This is a genomic window from Falsigemmobacter faecalis (assembly GCF_003863335.1).
Taxonomy (GTDB): domain Bacteria; phylum Pseudomonadota; class Alphaproteobacteria; order Rhodobacterales; family Rhodobacteraceae; genus Wagnerdoeblera; species Wagnerdoeblera faecalis.
Genome location: NZ_RRAZ01000011.1, coordinates 42,573 through 57,547, shown reverse-complemented (window position 1 = coordinate 57,547; position 14,975 = coordinate 42,573). Strand labels below are relative to the sequence as shown.

General features: G+C 63.0%; 14 protein-coding genes. 12 read left to right on the top strand and 2 right to left on the bottom strand.

All coding sequences use genetic code 11. From position 1 onward, the window contains the following. Window positions 1–3: 3 nt before the first annotated feature. The 5 genes from EG244_RS09015 (at window position 4) to EG244_RS08995 (ending at window position 8,041) form a co-directional block, all read left to right on the top strand. Window positions 4–1,335, top strand: coding sequence for a sigma-54-dependent transcriptional regulator (locus EG244_RS09015; protein ID WP_124964681.1), 1,332 nt, complete (start codon window positions 4–6; stop codon window positions 1,333–1,335). Window positions 1,336–1,853: 518 nt separating this feature from the next. Further along, on the top strand, window positions 1,854–4,547 hold the full coding sequence (locus EG244_RS09010) for an Rne/Rng family ribonuclease (protein ID WP_124964680.1): 2,694 nt from the start codon (window positions 1,854–1,856) through the stop codon (window positions 4,545–4,547). A gap of 118 nt (window positions 4,548–4,665) precedes the next feature. Next, a complete protein-coding gene (locus tag EG244_RS09005) occupies window positions 4,666–5,418 on the top strand; it encodes a cytochrome c biogenesis protein CcdA (protein WP_124964679.1) in 753 nt (250 codons plus the stop codon). A 35-nt stretch (window positions 5,419–5,453) separates the two neighbouring features. Further along, entirely contained in the window at window positions 5,454–6,674 is a 1,221-nt protein-coding gene (locus tag EG244_RS09000; RefSeq protein WP_124964678.1) for a hypothetical protein, read from the top strand. Further along, window positions 6,671–8,041, top strand: a complete 1,371-nt coding sequence (locus EG244_RS08995; protein WP_124964677.1) for a cytochrome P450 — start codon at window positions 6,671–6,673, stop codon at window positions 8,039–8,041. The genes EG244_RS09000 and EG244_RS08995 overlap by 4 nt, the downstream gene beginning before the upstream one ends. 98 nt (window positions 8,042–8,139) lie before the next feature. Here the strand turns inward: EG244_RS08995 and EG244_RS08990 are convergent, their stop codons facing one another. Next, window positions 8,140–9,117 carry a DUF2125 domain-containing protein gene (locus tag EG244_RS08990; RefSeq protein ID WP_124964676.1) on the bottom strand — a complete coding sequence of 326 codons (978 nt, stop codon included), beginning with the start codon at window positions 9,115–9,117 and terminating at the stop codon, window positions 8,140–8,142. Window positions 9,118–9,160: 43 nt separating this feature from the next. Here EG244_RS08990 and EG244_RS08985 point away from each other — a divergent pair, with 43 nt between their 5' ends. The 7 genes from EG244_RS08985 (at window position 9,161) to EG244_RS08955 (ending at window position 14,179) form a co-directional block, all read left to right on the top strand. Further along, window positions 9,161–9,739, top strand: coding sequence for a gamma-glutamylcyclotransferase (locus EG244_RS08985; RefSeq protein ID WP_124964675.1), 579 nt, complete (start codon window positions 9,161–9,163; stop codon window positions 9,737–9,739). Window positions 9,740–9,749: 10 nt separating this feature from the next. Beyond that, window positions 9,750–10,994 carry an N-acetylmuramoyl-L-alanine amidase family protein gene (locus EG244_RS08980; RefSeq protein WP_124964674.1) on the top strand — a complete coding sequence of 415 codons (1,245 nt, stop codon included), beginning with the start codon at window positions 9,750–9,752 and terminating at the stop codon, window positions 10,992–10,994. A gap of 126 nt (window positions 10,995–11,120) precedes the next feature. Further along, complete coding sequence (locus tag EG244_RS08975) at window positions 11,121–11,558, top strand: RrF2 family transcriptional regulator (protein WP_124964673.1); 438 nt, start codon at window positions 11,121–11,123, stop codon at window positions 11,556–11,558. Between the two features lie 211 nt (window positions 11,559–11,769). After that, window positions 11,770–11,988, top strand: a complete 219-nt coding sequence (locus EG244_RS08970; RefSeq protein WP_124964672.1) for a twin-arginine translocase TatA/TatE family subunit — start codon at window positions 11,770–11,772, stop codon at window positions 11,986–11,988. A 24-nt stretch (window positions 11,989–12,012) separates the two neighbouring features. Beyond that, a complete protein-coding gene (gene tatB, locus EG244_RS08965; protein WP_124964671.1) occupies window positions 12,013–12,474 on the top strand; it encodes a Sec-independent protein translocase protein TatB in 462 nt (153 codons plus the stop codon). Then, entirely contained in the window at window positions 12,471–13,337 is an 867-nt protein-coding gene (gene tatC / locus EG244_RS08960; protein ID WP_124964670.1) for a twin-arginine translocase subunit TatC, read from the top strand. Before tatB ends, tatC begins: the two co-directional genes overlap by 4 nt. Next, the gene (locus EG244_RS08955) at window positions 13,334–14,179 is read left to right on the top strand and encodes an ATP-binding protein (RefSeq protein WP_124964669.1); all 846 of its coding nucleotides are present in this window, start codon (window positions 13,334–13,336) and stop codon (window positions 14,177–14,179) included. Before tatC ends, EG244_RS08955 begins: the two co-directional genes overlap by 4 nt. A 274-nt stretch (window positions 14,180–14,453) precedes the next feature. Here the strand turns inward: EG244_RS08955 and bcp are convergent, their stop codons facing one another. Then, a complete protein-coding gene (gene bcp / locus EG244_RS08950) occupies window positions 14,454–14,915 on the bottom strand; it encodes a thioredoxin-dependent thiol peroxidase (protein WP_124964668.1) in 462 nt (153 codons plus the stop codon). Between the last annotated feature and the right edge of the window lie 60 nt (window positions 14,916–14,975).

The window sequence follows — 14,975 nt, the reverse complement described above, 5'->3', positions numbered from 1 at the left end:
TGAATGGCACGCGCGATGAAAGTTGCGATCGTCGATGACGAAGCCGATATGCGGCAGTCGATCAGCCAGTGGCTGGCGCTGTCGGGCTTTGACACGGAGACCTTCGCCTCGGGCGAAGAAGCGCTGAAAGCGATTGGCTCGGATTTCCCCGGCGTGGTGATCTCGGACATTAAAATGCCCGGGATCGACGGGATGACGCTGCTGAAAAAGCTGATGGGGATGGATTCGGGGCTGCCGGTCATCATGATCACCGGCCATGGCGATGTGCCGATGGCGGTGGAAGCCATGCGGATCGGCGCCTTCGATTTTCTGGAAAAGCCCTTCAACCCGGACCGCATGACGGAGCTTGCGAAAAAGGCCACCAATCAGCGCCGCCTGACGCTGGACAACCGCGCTCTGCGCAAAGAGCTGTCCGATGGCACGACGCTGATGAAAAAGCTGATCGGCACCAGCCCGGCCATGGAGCGTCTGCGCGAAGACATCCTTGATCTCGGCCAGGCCGACAGCCATGTGCTGATTGACGGCGAGACCGGCACCGGCAAGACCCTGGTCGCCCATGCCATGCATGCGGTGGGACCTCGGGCGAGCCGGAAGTTCGTGACGATCTCCTGTGCGGCCTATTCGGAACAATCGCTCTCTGAAAAGCTCTTCGGCCCGGTGGCCGAGGGCGCAGGCCTGCCGCTGGTCGAAGAGGCCCGCGGCGGCACGCTTTGCCTTGAAGATATTGAGGCGCTGCCGAACGCGCTTCAGGCGCGGCTTTTGACCTTCATCAATGAGCAGGGCACATTGCCTGAGACCCGCATTATTGCGATCTGCAATGAACATGCGCCCGATAAGACCCTCGAAGATCTGCTGCGGCCCGATCTTTATTACCGCCTTGGCGCGATGAAGATCACCCTGCCGCCGCTGCGGACGCGGGGCGAAGATATTCTGATCATGTTTACGCGACTGGCCGATCAGTTTGCCGATGAATACGGCTGTGACGCGCCGCAACTCACCGCCCAGGAGGCGGCACAGCTTCTTCAGGCGCCCTGGCCGGGCAATGTGCGGCAGCTTGTGAACATCGTTGAACGGGCGGTGCTGCAGAACCGCCGTGGCTCGGGCTCGATTGCCTCGCTGCTGATGGCGGATAACGAGGCCTCCGATCTGGCGATGACCACCGAGGGCAAGCCGCTGAAAGAATACGTCGATGCCTTTGAGCGGATGCTGATCGACAATACCATGCGCCGTCACAAAGGCTCGATCGTGGCCGTCATGGAAGAGCTGTCGCTGCCGCGCCGCACGCTCAATGAGAAGATGGCCAAATATGGCCTGCAGCGTCAGGATTACGTCTGAACCCAAGGGATTCTGCCACCATCGGGAAGGGCTCAGGTCCTTCCCGGCTCGGGTCTTTGCGTCTTTTTATTAAGATGAACGGGCAGGGTGACGGATGCCCGCGACAGATCGTTAAATATTTTACCCTAAAATAAGTCATTGTATTCGGCAGGGCTTTGCCGCTAGTTTTCTCCCACGCGGATCACACTCTTCCGCCCGAAAATTCTCTGCGCCGCTGCAGGAACGAAAAAGACCGTTCCTCTGCCTCTGGCGCAGCCGGAATGGCCGCAAGGCCGCAAGCTGCCTGCCCATGCAGGTGTGAATAACTGAAAGCTCAGTGCCGTGGCGGTGCCGGGCAAGCGAAAGAAACGCGATGATCCTTGTTGACCAGGCGCAGAGGATGACGGGGCGGCCGGGAGCCGCCACGCCCGCGCGCATGGGACAGGATATCGCCCTTACAGATCCCCTGATGCAGACCCGACCGATGACAGGCTCAGGCCTCTTCGGATGCGGCGGCGCGGGGGCAGCAATGGAACAGAATGGCAAAGAAAATGCTGATCGACGCCACCCATCCGGAAGAGACCCGGGTTGTGGTGGTGGACGGAAACAAAGTCGAAGAATTTGACTTTGAAACCGTAAACAAGCGCCAGCTGGCGGGGAACATCTATCTGGCGAAAGTCACCCGCGTGGAGCCCTCGCTCCAGGCGGCTTTTGTCGATTACGGTGGCAACCGTCACGGCTTCCTCGCTTTTGCGGAAATCCACCCGGATTATTACCAGATCCCGCAGGCGGACCGCAAAGCGCTGATCGACGAAGAGCGCGCGATGCAGCGGGCCGAAGCCGATGAAGAAAACGGCAGCGGCAATGGCAACGGCGGGCGTTCGCGCAACCGTTCGCGCCACCGCTCGCGTCCGGCGCAGGCCGAAGGTGCCCGTGCAGATGCCGTGACTTCGACCGAAGTGGCGGGCATGGATGTCGTCGATCTGGGCGAAGAAACCGGGGCAGAGGCGCTGGTTGCGGATTTCGCAGGCGCCGCCGTCGCGCATGACCATGATCATGGTCACGACCACGGCGCGCTCGATCATCCGGGCGATTTCGATGATGAAATCGAGTCGGTCGGCGAAGAAGATCTTGCCGAAGAGATCCCCGAGCCGCGCCGCGCGCGTCCGAAAAAGTATAAGATCCAGGAAGTGGTGAAGGTCCGGCAGATCATGCTGGTTCAGGTCGTGAAAGAAGAGCGCGGCAACAAGGGCGCGGCTCTCACCACCTATCTCTCGCTCGCTGGCCGTTACTGCGTTCTGATGCCGAATACCGCACGTGGCGGTGGCATCTCGCGCAAGATCACCAATGCGCCGGATCGTAAGAAGCTCAAAGAGATCGCGGGCGAGATTGAAGTGCCGGAAGGCGCAGGTCTCATCATCCGCACGGCCGGTGCGAAACGCACCAAGCAGGAGATTCGCCGCGATTACGAATACCTCTGCCGCCTCTGGGAGCAGATCCGCGAGCTGACCTTCAAATCGAACGCTCCGGCGCCGATCTATGAAGAAGGCGATCTGATCAAGCGCACCATCCGGGATCTCTACACCCGTGAGATCGACGAAGTTCTGGTTGAGGGGGCCGAAGGCTACCGCGCCGCGAAAGACTTCATGCGGATGATCATGCCGACCCAGGCTTCGGTCGTGAAACCCTATGTCGATGCGCAGCCGCTCTTTGCGCGCTTCCAGGTCGAAAGCTATCTGGCGGGCATGTTCAACCCGGTCGTGCAGCTGAAATCGGGTGGCTATATCGTCATCGGCATCACCGAGGCGCTGGTTGCGGTTGACGTCAACTCGGGTCGTGCGACCAAAGAGGGCTCGATCGAAGACACCGCCGTCAAGACCAACCTTGAGGCAGCGGATGAGATTGCCCGTCAGCTGCGCCTGCGCGATCTGGCCGGTCTGATCGTCATCGACTTCATCGATATGGAAGAGCGTAAAAACAACGCTGCCGTCGAGAAGCGTCTGAAAGACAAGCTGAAAACCGACCGTGCACGGATCCAGGTTGGCCGCATCTCGGGCTTTGGCCTGATGGAGATGTCGCGTCAGCGTCTGCGCCCGGGCATGCTTGAATCGACCACGCAGCCCTGTGCGCACTGCCACGGCACCGGCCTCATCCGCTCGGATGACAACCAGGCTCTGGCGATCCTGCGCGCGCTCGAAGAAGAGGGCACCCGCCGCCGGTCGCGCGAAGTGCTGCTGAAAGCGCCGATCGCGGTAATTAACTACCTCTTCAACCATAAGCGCGAACATATCGCTCAGATTGAGGCGCGTTATGGCATGGCCGTGCGGATGGAGGCGGATCCCGCGCTCGTCAGCCCGGATTATGTGATCGAGAAGTTCAAAACGGCGACCCGTCTGGTGGCTGCCGCGTCTTCGCAGGTGGTGTCGCTGGCTGCGGGCGTGATGCCGGATCTGGAAGAAGAGCCGGTCTTTGAGGAAGAACTGATCGTCGAAGACGAGGTCGTGGCAGAGGTTGAGGTCGTTGAGGCCGAAGCCGCTGAAACCCCGGCAGAGCCTGAGGCTGCGGGTGCAGATGGCAACGGCAAGAAGAAACGCCGTCGTCGTCGTCGCCGGCGCGGTGGCAAAGACGGTGCAGCCGATGGCGTGAACGCTGAAGGGGCTGACGACGAGGATGACGGCTCCGACGAGGATGAGGCAGAGGAAACCGTTGCAGCGCAAGCTGTTGACACTCCGGTTGTCGCTGAACCTGTGGTCGCGCAGCCTGTCGTTGTGGCTGAGCCTGCGGTGATCGTTGCAGAGCCGGTTGCTGCCGAAGCTGAGGCCGCACCGGTGGCAGAAGCCCCCGCCAAGCCCAAGCGCAGCCGCGCGAAAAAGCCTGCGGCGGCAGTTGCTCCGGTGGCCGAAGTTGTCGAAGTTGTCGCGGAAGTCGTTGCGGAAGAGCCTCCGGCCAAACCGCGCCGCAGCCGTGCCACCAAGGCGAAGGTCGAGGCGGTGGAAGCAGAAGCCGTGACCGCTGAGGCTCCGGCCAAACCGAAGCGTGCGCCTGCAAAGCCGAAGGGTGAAAAAGCCCCGGCCAAGCCCAGAGCAACCCGCACGCCAAAGGCCAAAGCCGCCGCCGCTGCGGAGGCCCCTGAGGCAGCCGCTCCGGTCGCAGCTGAGACCCCGGCACCGGCCCCCGCTCCGGCGGCAGAGCCCGCAGCAACCGGTCGCCGTAAGGGCTGGTGGGCCGTCTGATCCTTAACTGACCACCCGGGCCGGGCCCGCTTTGCCGCTGTCGGCAAAGTGACCCGGCCCGGCGTGACCCCGCCTGCGGATTGGGCTATGCCCTGACCGACCGGGCCTGGAGGCGAAGATGCTGGGAATTGACGTGCTGGATGCGGGGCTGCTGCCCGCGCTTATGATTGCGGGACTTGCGGGTTTCCTTTCCTTTCTCAGTCCCTGTGTTTTGCCCATCGTTCCCCCCTATCTTGCCTATATGAGCGGCGTTTCGCTGCGCGATATGGAAGGCCGTGCCAGCAAGCGTGGCCCTGTGCTGCTGGCGGCTTTCTTTTTCGTTCTGGGCCTTTCCACGGTTTTCCTCATCCTCGGGCTGGCGGCCTCGGCTCTTGGTCGGGCGCTGTTGCAGTATCAGGACTGGTTCGTGACCATCGCAGGCGCGGTGATCATGATCTTCGGTCTGCATTTCTTAGGCATTTTCCGCATCGGCTTCATGGACCGCGAAGCGCGGCTGGAAGCTGGCGATCAGGGCGGCTCGGCCTTTGGGGCCTATGTTCTGGGGCTGGCTTTTGCCTTTGGCTGGACGCCCTGTCTGGGGCCGATCCTGGGCGCGATCCTGTCGATGGCGGCCACCCAGGCGGACATTCACCGCGGGCTTATGCTGCTCGCGGGCTATGCCATTGGCCTTGGCATTCCCTTCCTGCTGGTCGCGGCGTTTTTCCCGTCTTTAAAAGGCGTTATGGGCTTTTTGCGCCGTCATCTCGGCCGCATTGAGCGGATCTCGGGGCTGCTTTTGTGGACCGTGGGTCTGATGATGCTGACCGGTCAATTTGCGGCATTTGCCTTCTGGCTGCTTGAAACCTTCCCAATTCTCGCCACTCTGGGCTGATCTGCTGGCGCAGGGCGCGCAAAGGGGGGCGGGACATGGCGAAGACTGAGGTCCGCAGACGGCTGGTCTTCTATATTCCCGGCTTCGATCCCTTTCCGCCGCGCCGCTACCGCGAGCTTTATCGCCGCGAAGGGGCAGAGCAGGCACGGCTTTCGGGCTATCAGATCGCGCTTCAGCCGCCGGGCGGAGAGGGGGGGCGCAATGCTTTTGGCATCGCGGCAGAGATCGAGGGCGTGACGGTTTCTGCGCGCTATGAGGTGCTGCCCTGGCATGATCTGGTGCGCCGCGCGATGCCGGAGGGGATTTTCGCGAGCTATCTGCAGCTTTGGCGCACGGCGCGGGTCTATATCGGCTCCGGCGCGCTCTGGCCGCTGGTCGGGCTCCGGAAGGGGCCGATGATTGCGAGCTTTTATCCGGTGGCGGTGCTTCTGGCACAGCTTTTGTTCGCGCTTCTGGCGGGCTGGCTGACCTTTCGCCTTGGCGCCCGTTTCCTGCCGGGCTGGCTTGCGGTCCTGCCGGGGGTTGCGGTGGTCTGGGGGCTTCTGCGGCTTTGCCAGCGGCTCGACCGCCGGATTTTCGCGCATTATCTGATGCATGATTTCGCCTATGTGGCGCGGCAAAAGGGGGCCTATCCGGCGGATCTTTCCGCGCGAATCGATGCGTTTTCCGCGAAAATCCGCGCTGCTTTGCGCGACCCTGAGGTGGATGAGGTCCTGCTGATCGGCCATTCTTCCGGGGTGCATCTGGGCGTATCCACCCTTTCGCGGCTGCTGGCCGAGGGGCTGCCCGAAGGCCGTGCGGAGCTGTCGTTTCTCTCGCTGGGGCAGGCGGTTCCCATGGTCTCTTTTCTGCCTGAAGCATCGGAGCTGCGCCGCGATCTGCAGCGCCTCTCGGTTCAGTCGGAAATCCCCTGGATTGATGTGACCGCGCCTTCAGACGGCTGCACCTTTGCGCTGTGCGATCCGGTGGCGGTCAGCGGTGTGGCCACGCCGGAGCAGAGGTGGCCCCTGGTGCTCTCGGCCGCCTTCAGCCAGACCCTCAGCCCGGAAAAGCGACGCAGTCTGCGGGGTCGGTTTTTTCGCATTCATTTTCAATATCTTTGCGCCTTCGACCGTTTGCCGGCCTCTCCTGATGCCTATGATTTCTTTCGCATCACGGCGGGCCCTCTGACGCTGCACGACCGTCTGGGCGGGCGAAAACCCTCGGCCGGGCGGATCACCAGGGCGGCGTCAAAATTCACGGATACCGCCGCGTGATCCCCGCGCCGAAGCCCCCTTCACGGCCCGGAAAAGTCTCGCTCTGGCGCTATCTGCGGCTCTTTCGCCAGGATATTCTTTCGGCGCAGCCGGCAAAGCTTTACCGCGCCTGGATGGCTGAGTTTCGCACGCCGTTTTTCAGAAGCTATCTCTGCAATGATCCCACGCTTTTGCGGCTCGTTCTGAATGAGCGGCCCGATGACTTCCCGAAATCCGACCGCATCGGAGAGGGGCTGCGGCCGCTTCTGGGCAATTCGGTCTTTCTGACCAATGGCGAGACCTGGAAGCGGCAGCGCCGCATCATCGACCCGGCCTTCGAGGGGGGGCGTCTGCGCGACACCTTTCCCGCCATGCTTGAGGCGGCCCGCGCGGCCAGCGCAAGGCTGCGCCCGGGGGAGGTGGAGATTGAGGCCGAGGCCAGCCACGCCGCCGCCGATGTGATCTTTCGCACGCTGTTTTCGATCCCGATTGAGCATGAGATGGCGCGCGGCGTCTTTGAGGCCTTTCGCGCCTATCAGCGCAACCAGCCGCTGCTGAACCTTGCGGCTTTTCTGCCGCTGCCGAGGTGGTTTCCGCGCTTTCACCGCCGCAGCACCCGCGCCAAAGCGGCTGAGATCCGCAGCCTGATTACCCGCCTGACCGAGGCGCGGGCGGCAGAAATCGCCACGGGGACCGCGCCGGATGATCTGGCCACCAAGATCATGACCACGGCGGATCCCTTAAGTGGTCAGCGATTTGATGCGGCTGAGATGACCGATCAGGTGGCAATTTTCTTTCTCGCGGGGCATGAGACCTCGGCCTCGGCCCTCTCCTGGGCGCTCTGGCTGCTGGCGAGCCATCCGGAGATCCAGGCCCGCTGCCTGGCAGAGGCGCAGACTTTCCTGCGCGATCCCTCGTTCTCGGGGCTCTCAAAACTGCCGCTGATCCGCGATGTCTTCCGCGAGACGCTGCGGCTTTATCCGCCGGTGCCGATGATGGTGCGTGAGACGCGGCAGCGCGAGAGCTTTCGGAACCGCGCCGTCACGCCCGGCGCCCAGGTGGTGCTGTCGCCCTGGCATCTGCAGCGCCATGAGCGGATCTGGACAGAGCCCGATCACTTTGATCCCGACCGCTGGCAGCGCCCTGAGACCCGCAAAGCCGCGCGGGACGGCTATCTGCCGTTTTCCTCCGGGCCCCGCGTCTGCACCGGGGCGGGCTTTGCCATGGCCGAGGGAGTGATCCTGCTGGCCACTCTGCTGGCGGAGTGGGAGTTCGCGCCCGCAGGCCCGGTGCCGCAGCCGGTGGCCTTTCTGACCGTGCGGGCGCGGGACGGGATCGTGCTGCGGCTCAGCCGCAGGACTGAGCCTGCGGGGGCCGGACCCGCCTGAGCCGACGGGGGCTCTCCGTGCTGTTTTAACGCGCTTCAGCGTTCTTGCAGAAAGCCAGCGGCTGAGGCCGTCACCGGGTCTTCGAAGCGCCGCCGCGCTCAATACCGCAGGCGAGGTGCCGGGCCGACCGGGAAGAGGGCGAGGGTCATCCGGCCACGGGCGAAGTTCAGCGGCAGGGTGACGCTGTCCTGACCGCCGGACATGGCCTTTACCGCAAAGCTCAGATTTCGCATGTCTTTTTCGGCGATCATGCCGGAGGCGCCCATGATCTCGATCAGCGTGGCCGCGCCTTCGAGGCGCAGTTGCAGGCTGCCCTCGGCCAGGCCCTCCGCATCGGGCACCAGACGCCCGCTCAGATGCAGCTTCACCGGGCCCCATTCGCTGCGCAATTCGCGCAGGGTCAGATGGGTCAGCTCGGGCTGCGTCTCCGCCGCATGACGGTCGAGCGCTGCCGTAAAGCCCGCCAGGGCATCAAGATGCAGCACCGGCAATGTGTCGGGCAGCAGGCCATGGGGCAAAAGCCCGGTCAGCGCCGGATCGGGGGTGATGCCGGTCAGGGTCAGCCCCAGGTCATAGGCATTCACCTCGCCCGGGTTTTTGTAAATGGCGGCAGAAAGGCTGTCGAGGTTCCACTGACCAGGCCCCTCAAGCGACAGCATGTCACCGGCAAGCTGCCCGCGCTCCAGCGCAACGGCGGTGTCGGGGGTGACCACCACGCTGGCCTGCAGCTTGCCGGCGCGCAGCCTGGCCGGACCTGCGGGGGTCTGCAGGCTTTGCTCATTCGGGAAGGCGGCGATCACATGCCAGGGCTTATAGCTCAGCGCCAGAAGCTGCACGAAGGGCGCCTGCCAGCCCCAGGCTGAGGCGGGGGGCGCGATCGCGGGTTCGGTGATCGTCAGATCAACCCGGTTGGGGAAGCCCTGCACGTCGATCCCCTGGTGGCGCGCCTCCCAGCCCTGGGCCTGAAGCGCCGTAAAAGCCGCTTCCGCCCCGGCCCGTCCGGCTTTTGCCGCCACGAACCACCAGCCCGCCCAGGCCGCAAAGGCCACCACAATCACCGCGATCAGTGCCCGCATCAGAGCTCTTTCCTTTTCTGATTTGCTGCTCAATACATGGCCTATGTCGACAGAGCCAGTTCTTCCTGATTTCACCGATGCGCCGAGCCCGCTCTGGGTCTTTGGCTATGGCTCGCTGATCTGGCAGCCGGATTTTCCGGTGGCGGAGATGCGTCTGGCCCGTGCGCCGGGCTGGAGCCGCAGTTTTTGCATGTGGTCGATCCACCACCGCGGCACGCAGGAGCATCCGGGCCTCGTGCTGGCCATGGACCGCGCCGAGGGCAGCTGGTGTGACGGTCTGGCGCTGCGGGCAGCCCCCGGCAGTGAGGCCGAAACGCTGGCCATGCTGCGCGAGCGTGAGCTGGTCTCCTCAGCCTATGTTGAGGCCTGGCTCGATCTGGAGCTGCGCGACCAGGGCGGCGGTCAGATCACAGCGCTGGCCTATGTGATGGACCGCAGCCATGCGCAATATACCGGCGCGCTCAGCCTTGATGAGCAGGCGGCGGTGATTGCGCGGGCCGCAGGCGGGCGGGGGCTGAACCGCGATTATCTCTATGCCACCAGCGCGAAGCTGGCAGAGCTGGGGATTGATGATACGGATCTGACCTGGCTTGCGGGCCGGGTGCGCGCTCTTGAGGCATAGGGGGATCACCATGCGCGGATGGCTGAAGGCGCTTTGCGCGGCTCTGTGTCTCTCAGGTGCTGCGGGCAGCGGGGTGCAGGCTCAGGGGCATTTCTCGGGTCTGGCCCGGGCGGATGCGCGGGGGAGTTCCCTGCATGTCGATGAAGGCGTTGCTTTTTTCAATCTGGCGCTCTCGCAGCCGGTGCCCTGGAGGATCCGCTATCTTGCGGATCCGCCGCGGCTGATCGCTGATTTTCGCGAGGTGGATTTCCGGGCGCTCGATTTTGCGACACTTTTGCAGGGACCGGGGCTCAGCGGTTTTGGTCCGCTGCGTGGCGGGCCGGTGGCGGATGGCTGGTCGCGGCTGGTGCTGGCACTCGATCGCCCGCGGCTTGCGCAGCTTGCGGAGCTGAAGACCGGGCAGGGCGACGGGACCCGCGCCCTCCTGCGGCTGGAGCTTGCCGAGGCCGATGAGGATGCCTTCCGCCTTGAGGCGGCACGCCGCGACCCGCCGGGCTGGGCGCTGCCGGTGCCCGCCGATCTGGCGACACCCCGGGCCCCGCGCGGCAGCGGGCCTTTGGTCATTATGCTCGATCCTGGCCACGGCGGGCTGGATCCGGGGGCCGAAAACGGCGGGCAGAGCGAAGCCGCGCTGATGCTGACCTTCGCGCGGGAATTGAAAGAGGCGCTGCTGCGCGACGGCTTTTCCAATGTCCGCCTGACCCGTGAACGCGATGTCTTCGTGCCGCTTGAGACGCGGATCGCGCTGGCGCATGCGGCGGGGGCGGATGTCTTTATCTCGCTGCACGCCGATGCGGTGACGGAAGGCGTGGCGAAGGGGGCCACGATCTACACCATGGCGGCCGAGGCCTCTGATGCGGCCTCGGCGGCGCTTGCCGAGCGGCATGACCGTGACGCGCTGATGTCGGGGGTGGATCTCAAGGGGCAGGATGATCTGATCGCCGGGGTTTTGATGGATATGGCACGGGTTGAAACCGCGCCGCGCGCGGAGAAACTCTCTGAAGATCTGCTGCGGGCGATGGCAGAGGCGGGAATTGCGCTGCACCGCATCCCGCGCCGGTCTGCGGCTTTTTCGGTGCTGAAGGCGCCGGATATTCCGTCGGTGCTGATTGAGCTTGGCTATCTGTCCTCTGCGGGGGATCTGAAACGGCTCAATGATCCGCTGTGGCGGGCGGGTATGGCCCAGGCCATTGTCAGCGGCCTGCACAGCTGGTCGGTGCGCGATGCCGCTGAGGGCGCGCTTTTGCGCCAGTAAAGCGGTCTTCGCACATTTCCCTTGATCCAGATCAAGGGAAATGTGGGTTTCTTCATATATCTTTTCGGCACTGCGACGGCTTCGGGGATTTTCGCCGTTCGCATTTATTGTGCAGGGGGATTTATCATGAGACTGACGATGCGGACCGAGCTGGCCATGCGAACCTTGATGTTCTGCGCCGTGCAGCCAGATCGCATCGTGCGCAAGCACGAGATTGCCATTGCCTGCGGTGCCTCGGAAAATCACCTCGCCCAGGTGATCCACACCCTTGGCCAGAGAGGCTTTCTGCGCACCCTTCGCGGCCGTGCCGGGGGCGTGCTGCTGGGCCGTCCGATGGAAGAGATCACCGTGGGGCAGGTCTTTCGCGCGCTGGAGGGCGAGGTGCCCTTCACCGATTGCGCCGATCACAGCACCGTTGATTGTCCGCTGAAGGACGTCTGTCGGCTGCAATGCGCGATCAACAAGGCGCTGGCGGCGTTTTTCACCACGCTCGATCAGGTCACCCTCGCCAATCTGGTTGAGGATAATGACGGCCTTGCCCGGCAGTTGCGGCTGGTCGCCTGAGGGGCGATTCGCACGCGCTGCCGCCGTATTTTCCACCCGTCCCGCAGACTGCGGCAATATTCACTGTCGCAGGAGAGACACCGGAGAGGGCAACTGACAAATAGCTGTCAGGTACAGGGGGCAGGGGGGCTTCCTGTTGCGGGGTTCTGGTCTTACTCCTTAAGGCAAGAAATGTTTCACCGCCTGATGCGGTGTTGTCCGGAGATAAGAAATGCTGAACAATATTGGTCTTCCCGGCCTTCTTCTGATCGCCGTTGTGCTTCTCGTGCTGTTTGGCCGCGGGAAAGTCTCGTCGCTGATGGGGGAAGTCGGCAAAGGCATCACCGCCTTCAAAAAAGGCGTGAAAGAAGAAACCGATACCATCCACTCGGCGGGTGCGGACAATGCCCGTGACGTGACCCCGCCGGTTGCCGACAAAGACAAAGTCTGAGCCGACTGACCGGGAGGGGCAAAGATGCTCGATATCGGCTGGTCCGAATTACTCGTCATCGGCGTGGTTGCGCTGGTGGTTGTCGGGCCGAAAGATCTGCCCGTGATGTTCAAACAACTCGGTCGCTTCACCGCCCGTGCCCGCCAGATGGCGCGTGAGTTCTCACGCGCGATGGAAAGTGCGGCGGATGAGACCGGGGTGAAAGATGTCGCGAAGGATCTCAAGGAGGCAACCAGCGGTATGGACCGTCTGAAGGATGCCGCCGATAAGTTCGAGAAATGGGATCCGCGCAAAGCGATGACCAATCCCGGCAAGGCGGCCATGGGGGCCGTGATGGGGGCGGGGCTTTCGGGCTCTGCCGCAGCTGCCGTCCCTGCCGCCTCTGCGGGCACGCCTGAGGCGACCCCGGCTGCGGTTTCTCCTGCGCCGGTGGCTGCGGCCAGCCCGGCCGCTCCTGCCAGTGGTGAGACGAAGTCCGACACATGAGCACTGATGACATCGACGACAGCGCCGCGCCGCTGATTGAACACCTGAGCGAATTGCGCAACCGGCTGATCTGGTCGGTCGTGGCCTTTCTCATTGGCATGATGATCTGCTTTGCAGTCTGGAATCCGGTCTTCAATTTCCTGACCCAGCCGATCTGTAATGCGCTGGCCGATCGCGGGCAGAACTGCGGCCTCTTCCTGATCAAGGTGCAGGAAGGCTTCTTCGTGGCGGTCCGCATCGCGGTGCTGGGCGGCTTTGCGCTGTCCTTCCCCTTTATCGCCTTTCAGCTTTGGCGGTTTGTGGCGCCGGGTCTTTACCGCCAGGAAAAAGGCGCGCTGCTGCCCTTCCTGATCTCCTCGCCGATCATGTTTTTCCTTGGCGCGGCGTTTGCTTATTACGTCGTGCTGCCGATCGCCTTCTCGTTCTTCCTGTCGTTCCAGCAGGGCGGCTTTGGTCCGGGCGAGATCGAAGGGGCAGGCAATGAGCTGGCCTCTATCGGCTTCCAGGGCTCGGTTGAGGAATATCTGTCGCTGACGATGAAATTCATCGCGGCCTTCGGGATCTGCTTCCAGCTGCCGGTGCTGCTGACGCTGCTGGGCAAGGCGGGGATCGTGACCTCGGAGGGGCTGGGTTCGGTGCGCAAATATGCCATCGTGGTCATTCTGATCGTCGCGGCCCTGGTGACGCCGCCCGATATGATGAGCCAGCTGATCCTCTTTGCGGCGATCTATCCGCTTTATGAGGTCTCGATTTTCCTGATCCGCCGGATTGAGCGCAAGCGCGAAGCAAAGCTGCGGGCCGAAGGTCTGTGGGTCGATGATGAAGACGACGAAGATGACAGCGAAGGGCCTGCCAGAACGTGACGACTGATCCGCTGATCCGCATCGCCGAGGCGCTTGAGCGCCTCGCTCCCGCCCTGCCTGCCGCCCCCGATTTCGGGGCGGCAGATGCCTTTATCTGGCACAGTCAGCCTGACCGGCTGGAGGCTGTGACCCATGTCTCACGGGTCGGCATTGATCTGCTGATCGGTGTGAACCGCTCACGCGATACTCTGTTGGAAAACACCCGCCAGTTTGCGCGGGGCTTTGGCGCCAATAACGCGCTTTTGTGGGGCGCGCGGGGCATGGGGAAATCCAGCCTTGTCAAAGCGGTGCACGCGAAAGTTCGTGCAGAGGGTGAGCCCCTGAAGCTGGTCGAGATCAGCCGCGAAGATCTGGGCACCATCGGGCGTCTGCTGAACTTCCTGCGCGCCGCGAAAGAGCACCGCTTCATTTTGTTCTGCGATGATCTTTCCTTCAGCCATGACGATCAGCACTACAAAGCGCTGAAGGCCGTGCTGGACGGCGGCATTGAGGGACGTCCCTCGAATGTGGTCTTTTACGCCACCTCGAACCGACGGCATCTGATGCCGCGCGAGATGATTGAGAATGAGCGCTCCTCTGCCATCAACCCGGCTGAGGCGGTGGAAGAAAAGGTCTCGCTGTCAGATCGCTTTGGTCTGTGGCTGGGCTTTCATCCCTGCGATCAGGACGATTATCTGGCGATGATCCGGGGCTATTGCGACAGCTATGGTCTGTCGGTTCCGGAAGAGCGGCTGCGCGCCGAAGCGATCGAATGGCAGGCCACCCGTGGCTCGCGCTCGGGCCGTGTGGCCTGGCAGTTCTTTTGCGATCTGGCGGGTCGCGAGGGACTTAAAGTCGCCTGAGAGCCCGCATTTTTCGACAAACCAAAGGCCGGTTCCCGACAGCGGGGACCGGCCTTTTGCGTCCCTCAGGCCGTTCTTCAGGGATTGTTAAGGAACCCGCCCGCCCGCGCTGTGGTTGACAGGATGTGGCCCCGGCGGGTCGCCGGGGCACCCCCTACGGTTTTAATAAGTGAGCGGAGAGAGACGCATGAACAATGTCATTTACATTATCGGCCTGGTCGTCGTGGTTCTGGCCATTTTGTCCTTCATCGGCCTGCGCTGAGGCCCCCCTCGATCAAAGACCACGCGCCGCAGCAAGCACCTCTGCCGCGTGGTCTTTGACCTTCACTTTCCGCCAGACCCGCGCGATCTGACCCGCCCCATCGATCAGAAAGGTGGAGCGTTCGATCCCCATATAGGTCCTGCCGTAGTTCTGCTTTTCGACCCAGACGCCGTAAGCCTCACAGGTGGTGCCGTCTTCATCTGACAAAAGCGCCACTTTCAGCCCGTGTTTTGCGCAGAAATTATCGTGCTTTTTCACGCTGTCCCGGGACATCCCAAAGACCTGAACGCCTGCCGCCGCGAAGTCCGCCGCCAGCGCGCTGAAATCCAGCGCTTCTGTGGTGCAGCCGGGCGTGTTGTCCTTTGGGTAGAAATAGAGCACCACTTTGCCCGGGCGCTGCGCCGAAAGGGTGACCATGGTGCCGCCATCGCGCGGCAGGGTGAAATCGGGGGCAGTGCTTCCGGCTTCGATCATTTCATGGCTCCGTTCTATGGCAGCGTCGGGCTGACATTCTTTTGTCTTTTACCCCGCTCT

What these genes read in the sequence shown, in the direction of transcription:
- EG244_RS09010 (WP_124964680.1), top strand. Translation starts at nt 1,854, where the DNA reads ATGGCAAAGAAAATGCTGATCGACGCCACCCATCCGGAAGAGACCCGG.
- EG244_RS08980 (WP_124964674.1), top strand. Translation starts at nt 9,750, where the DNA reads ATGCGCGGATGGCTGAAGGCGCTTTGCGCGGCTCTGTGTCTCTCAGGT.
- bcp (WP_124964668.1), bottom strand. Translation starts at nt 14,915, where the DNA reads ATGATCGAAGCCGGAAGCACTGCCCCCGATTTCACCCTGCCGCGCGAT.
- EG244_RS09000 (WP_124964678.1), top strand. Translation starts at nt 5,454, where the DNA reads ATGGCGAAGACTGAGGTCCGCAGACGGCTGGTCTTCTATATTCCCGGC.
- EG244_RS08970 (WP_124964672.1), top strand. Translation starts at nt 11,770, where the DNA reads ATGCTGAACAATATTGGTCTTCCCGGCCTTCTTCTGATCGCCGTTGTG.
- EG244_RS09015 (WP_124964681.1), top strand. Translation starts at nt 4, where the DNA reads ATGGCACGCGCGATGAAAGTTGCGATCGTCGATGACGAAGCCGATATG.
- EG244_RS08990 (WP_124964676.1), bottom strand. Translation starts at nt 9,117, where the DNA reads ATGCGGGCACTGATCGCGGTGATTGTGGTGGCCTTTGCGGCCTGGGCG.
- tatB (WP_124964671.1), top strand. Translation starts at nt 12,013, where the DNA reads ATGCTCGATATCGGCTGGTCCGAATTACTCGTCATCGGCGTGGTTGCG.
- tatC (WP_124964670.1), top strand. Translation starts at nt 12,471, where the DNA reads ATGAGCACTGATGACATCGACGACAGCGCCGCGCCGCTGATTGAACAC.
- EG244_RS08985 (WP_124964675.1), top strand. Translation starts at nt 9,161, where the DNA reads ATGTCGACAGAGCCAGTTCTTCCTGATTTCACCGATGCGCCGAGCCCG.
- EG244_RS09005 (WP_124964679.1), top strand. Translation starts at nt 4,666, where the DNA reads ATGCTGGGAATTGACGTGCTGGATGCGGGGCTGCTGCCCGCGCTTATG.
- EG244_RS08975 (WP_124964673.1), top strand. Translation starts at nt 11,121, where the DNA reads ATGAGACTGACGATGCGGACCGAGCTGGCCATGCGAACCTTGATGTTC.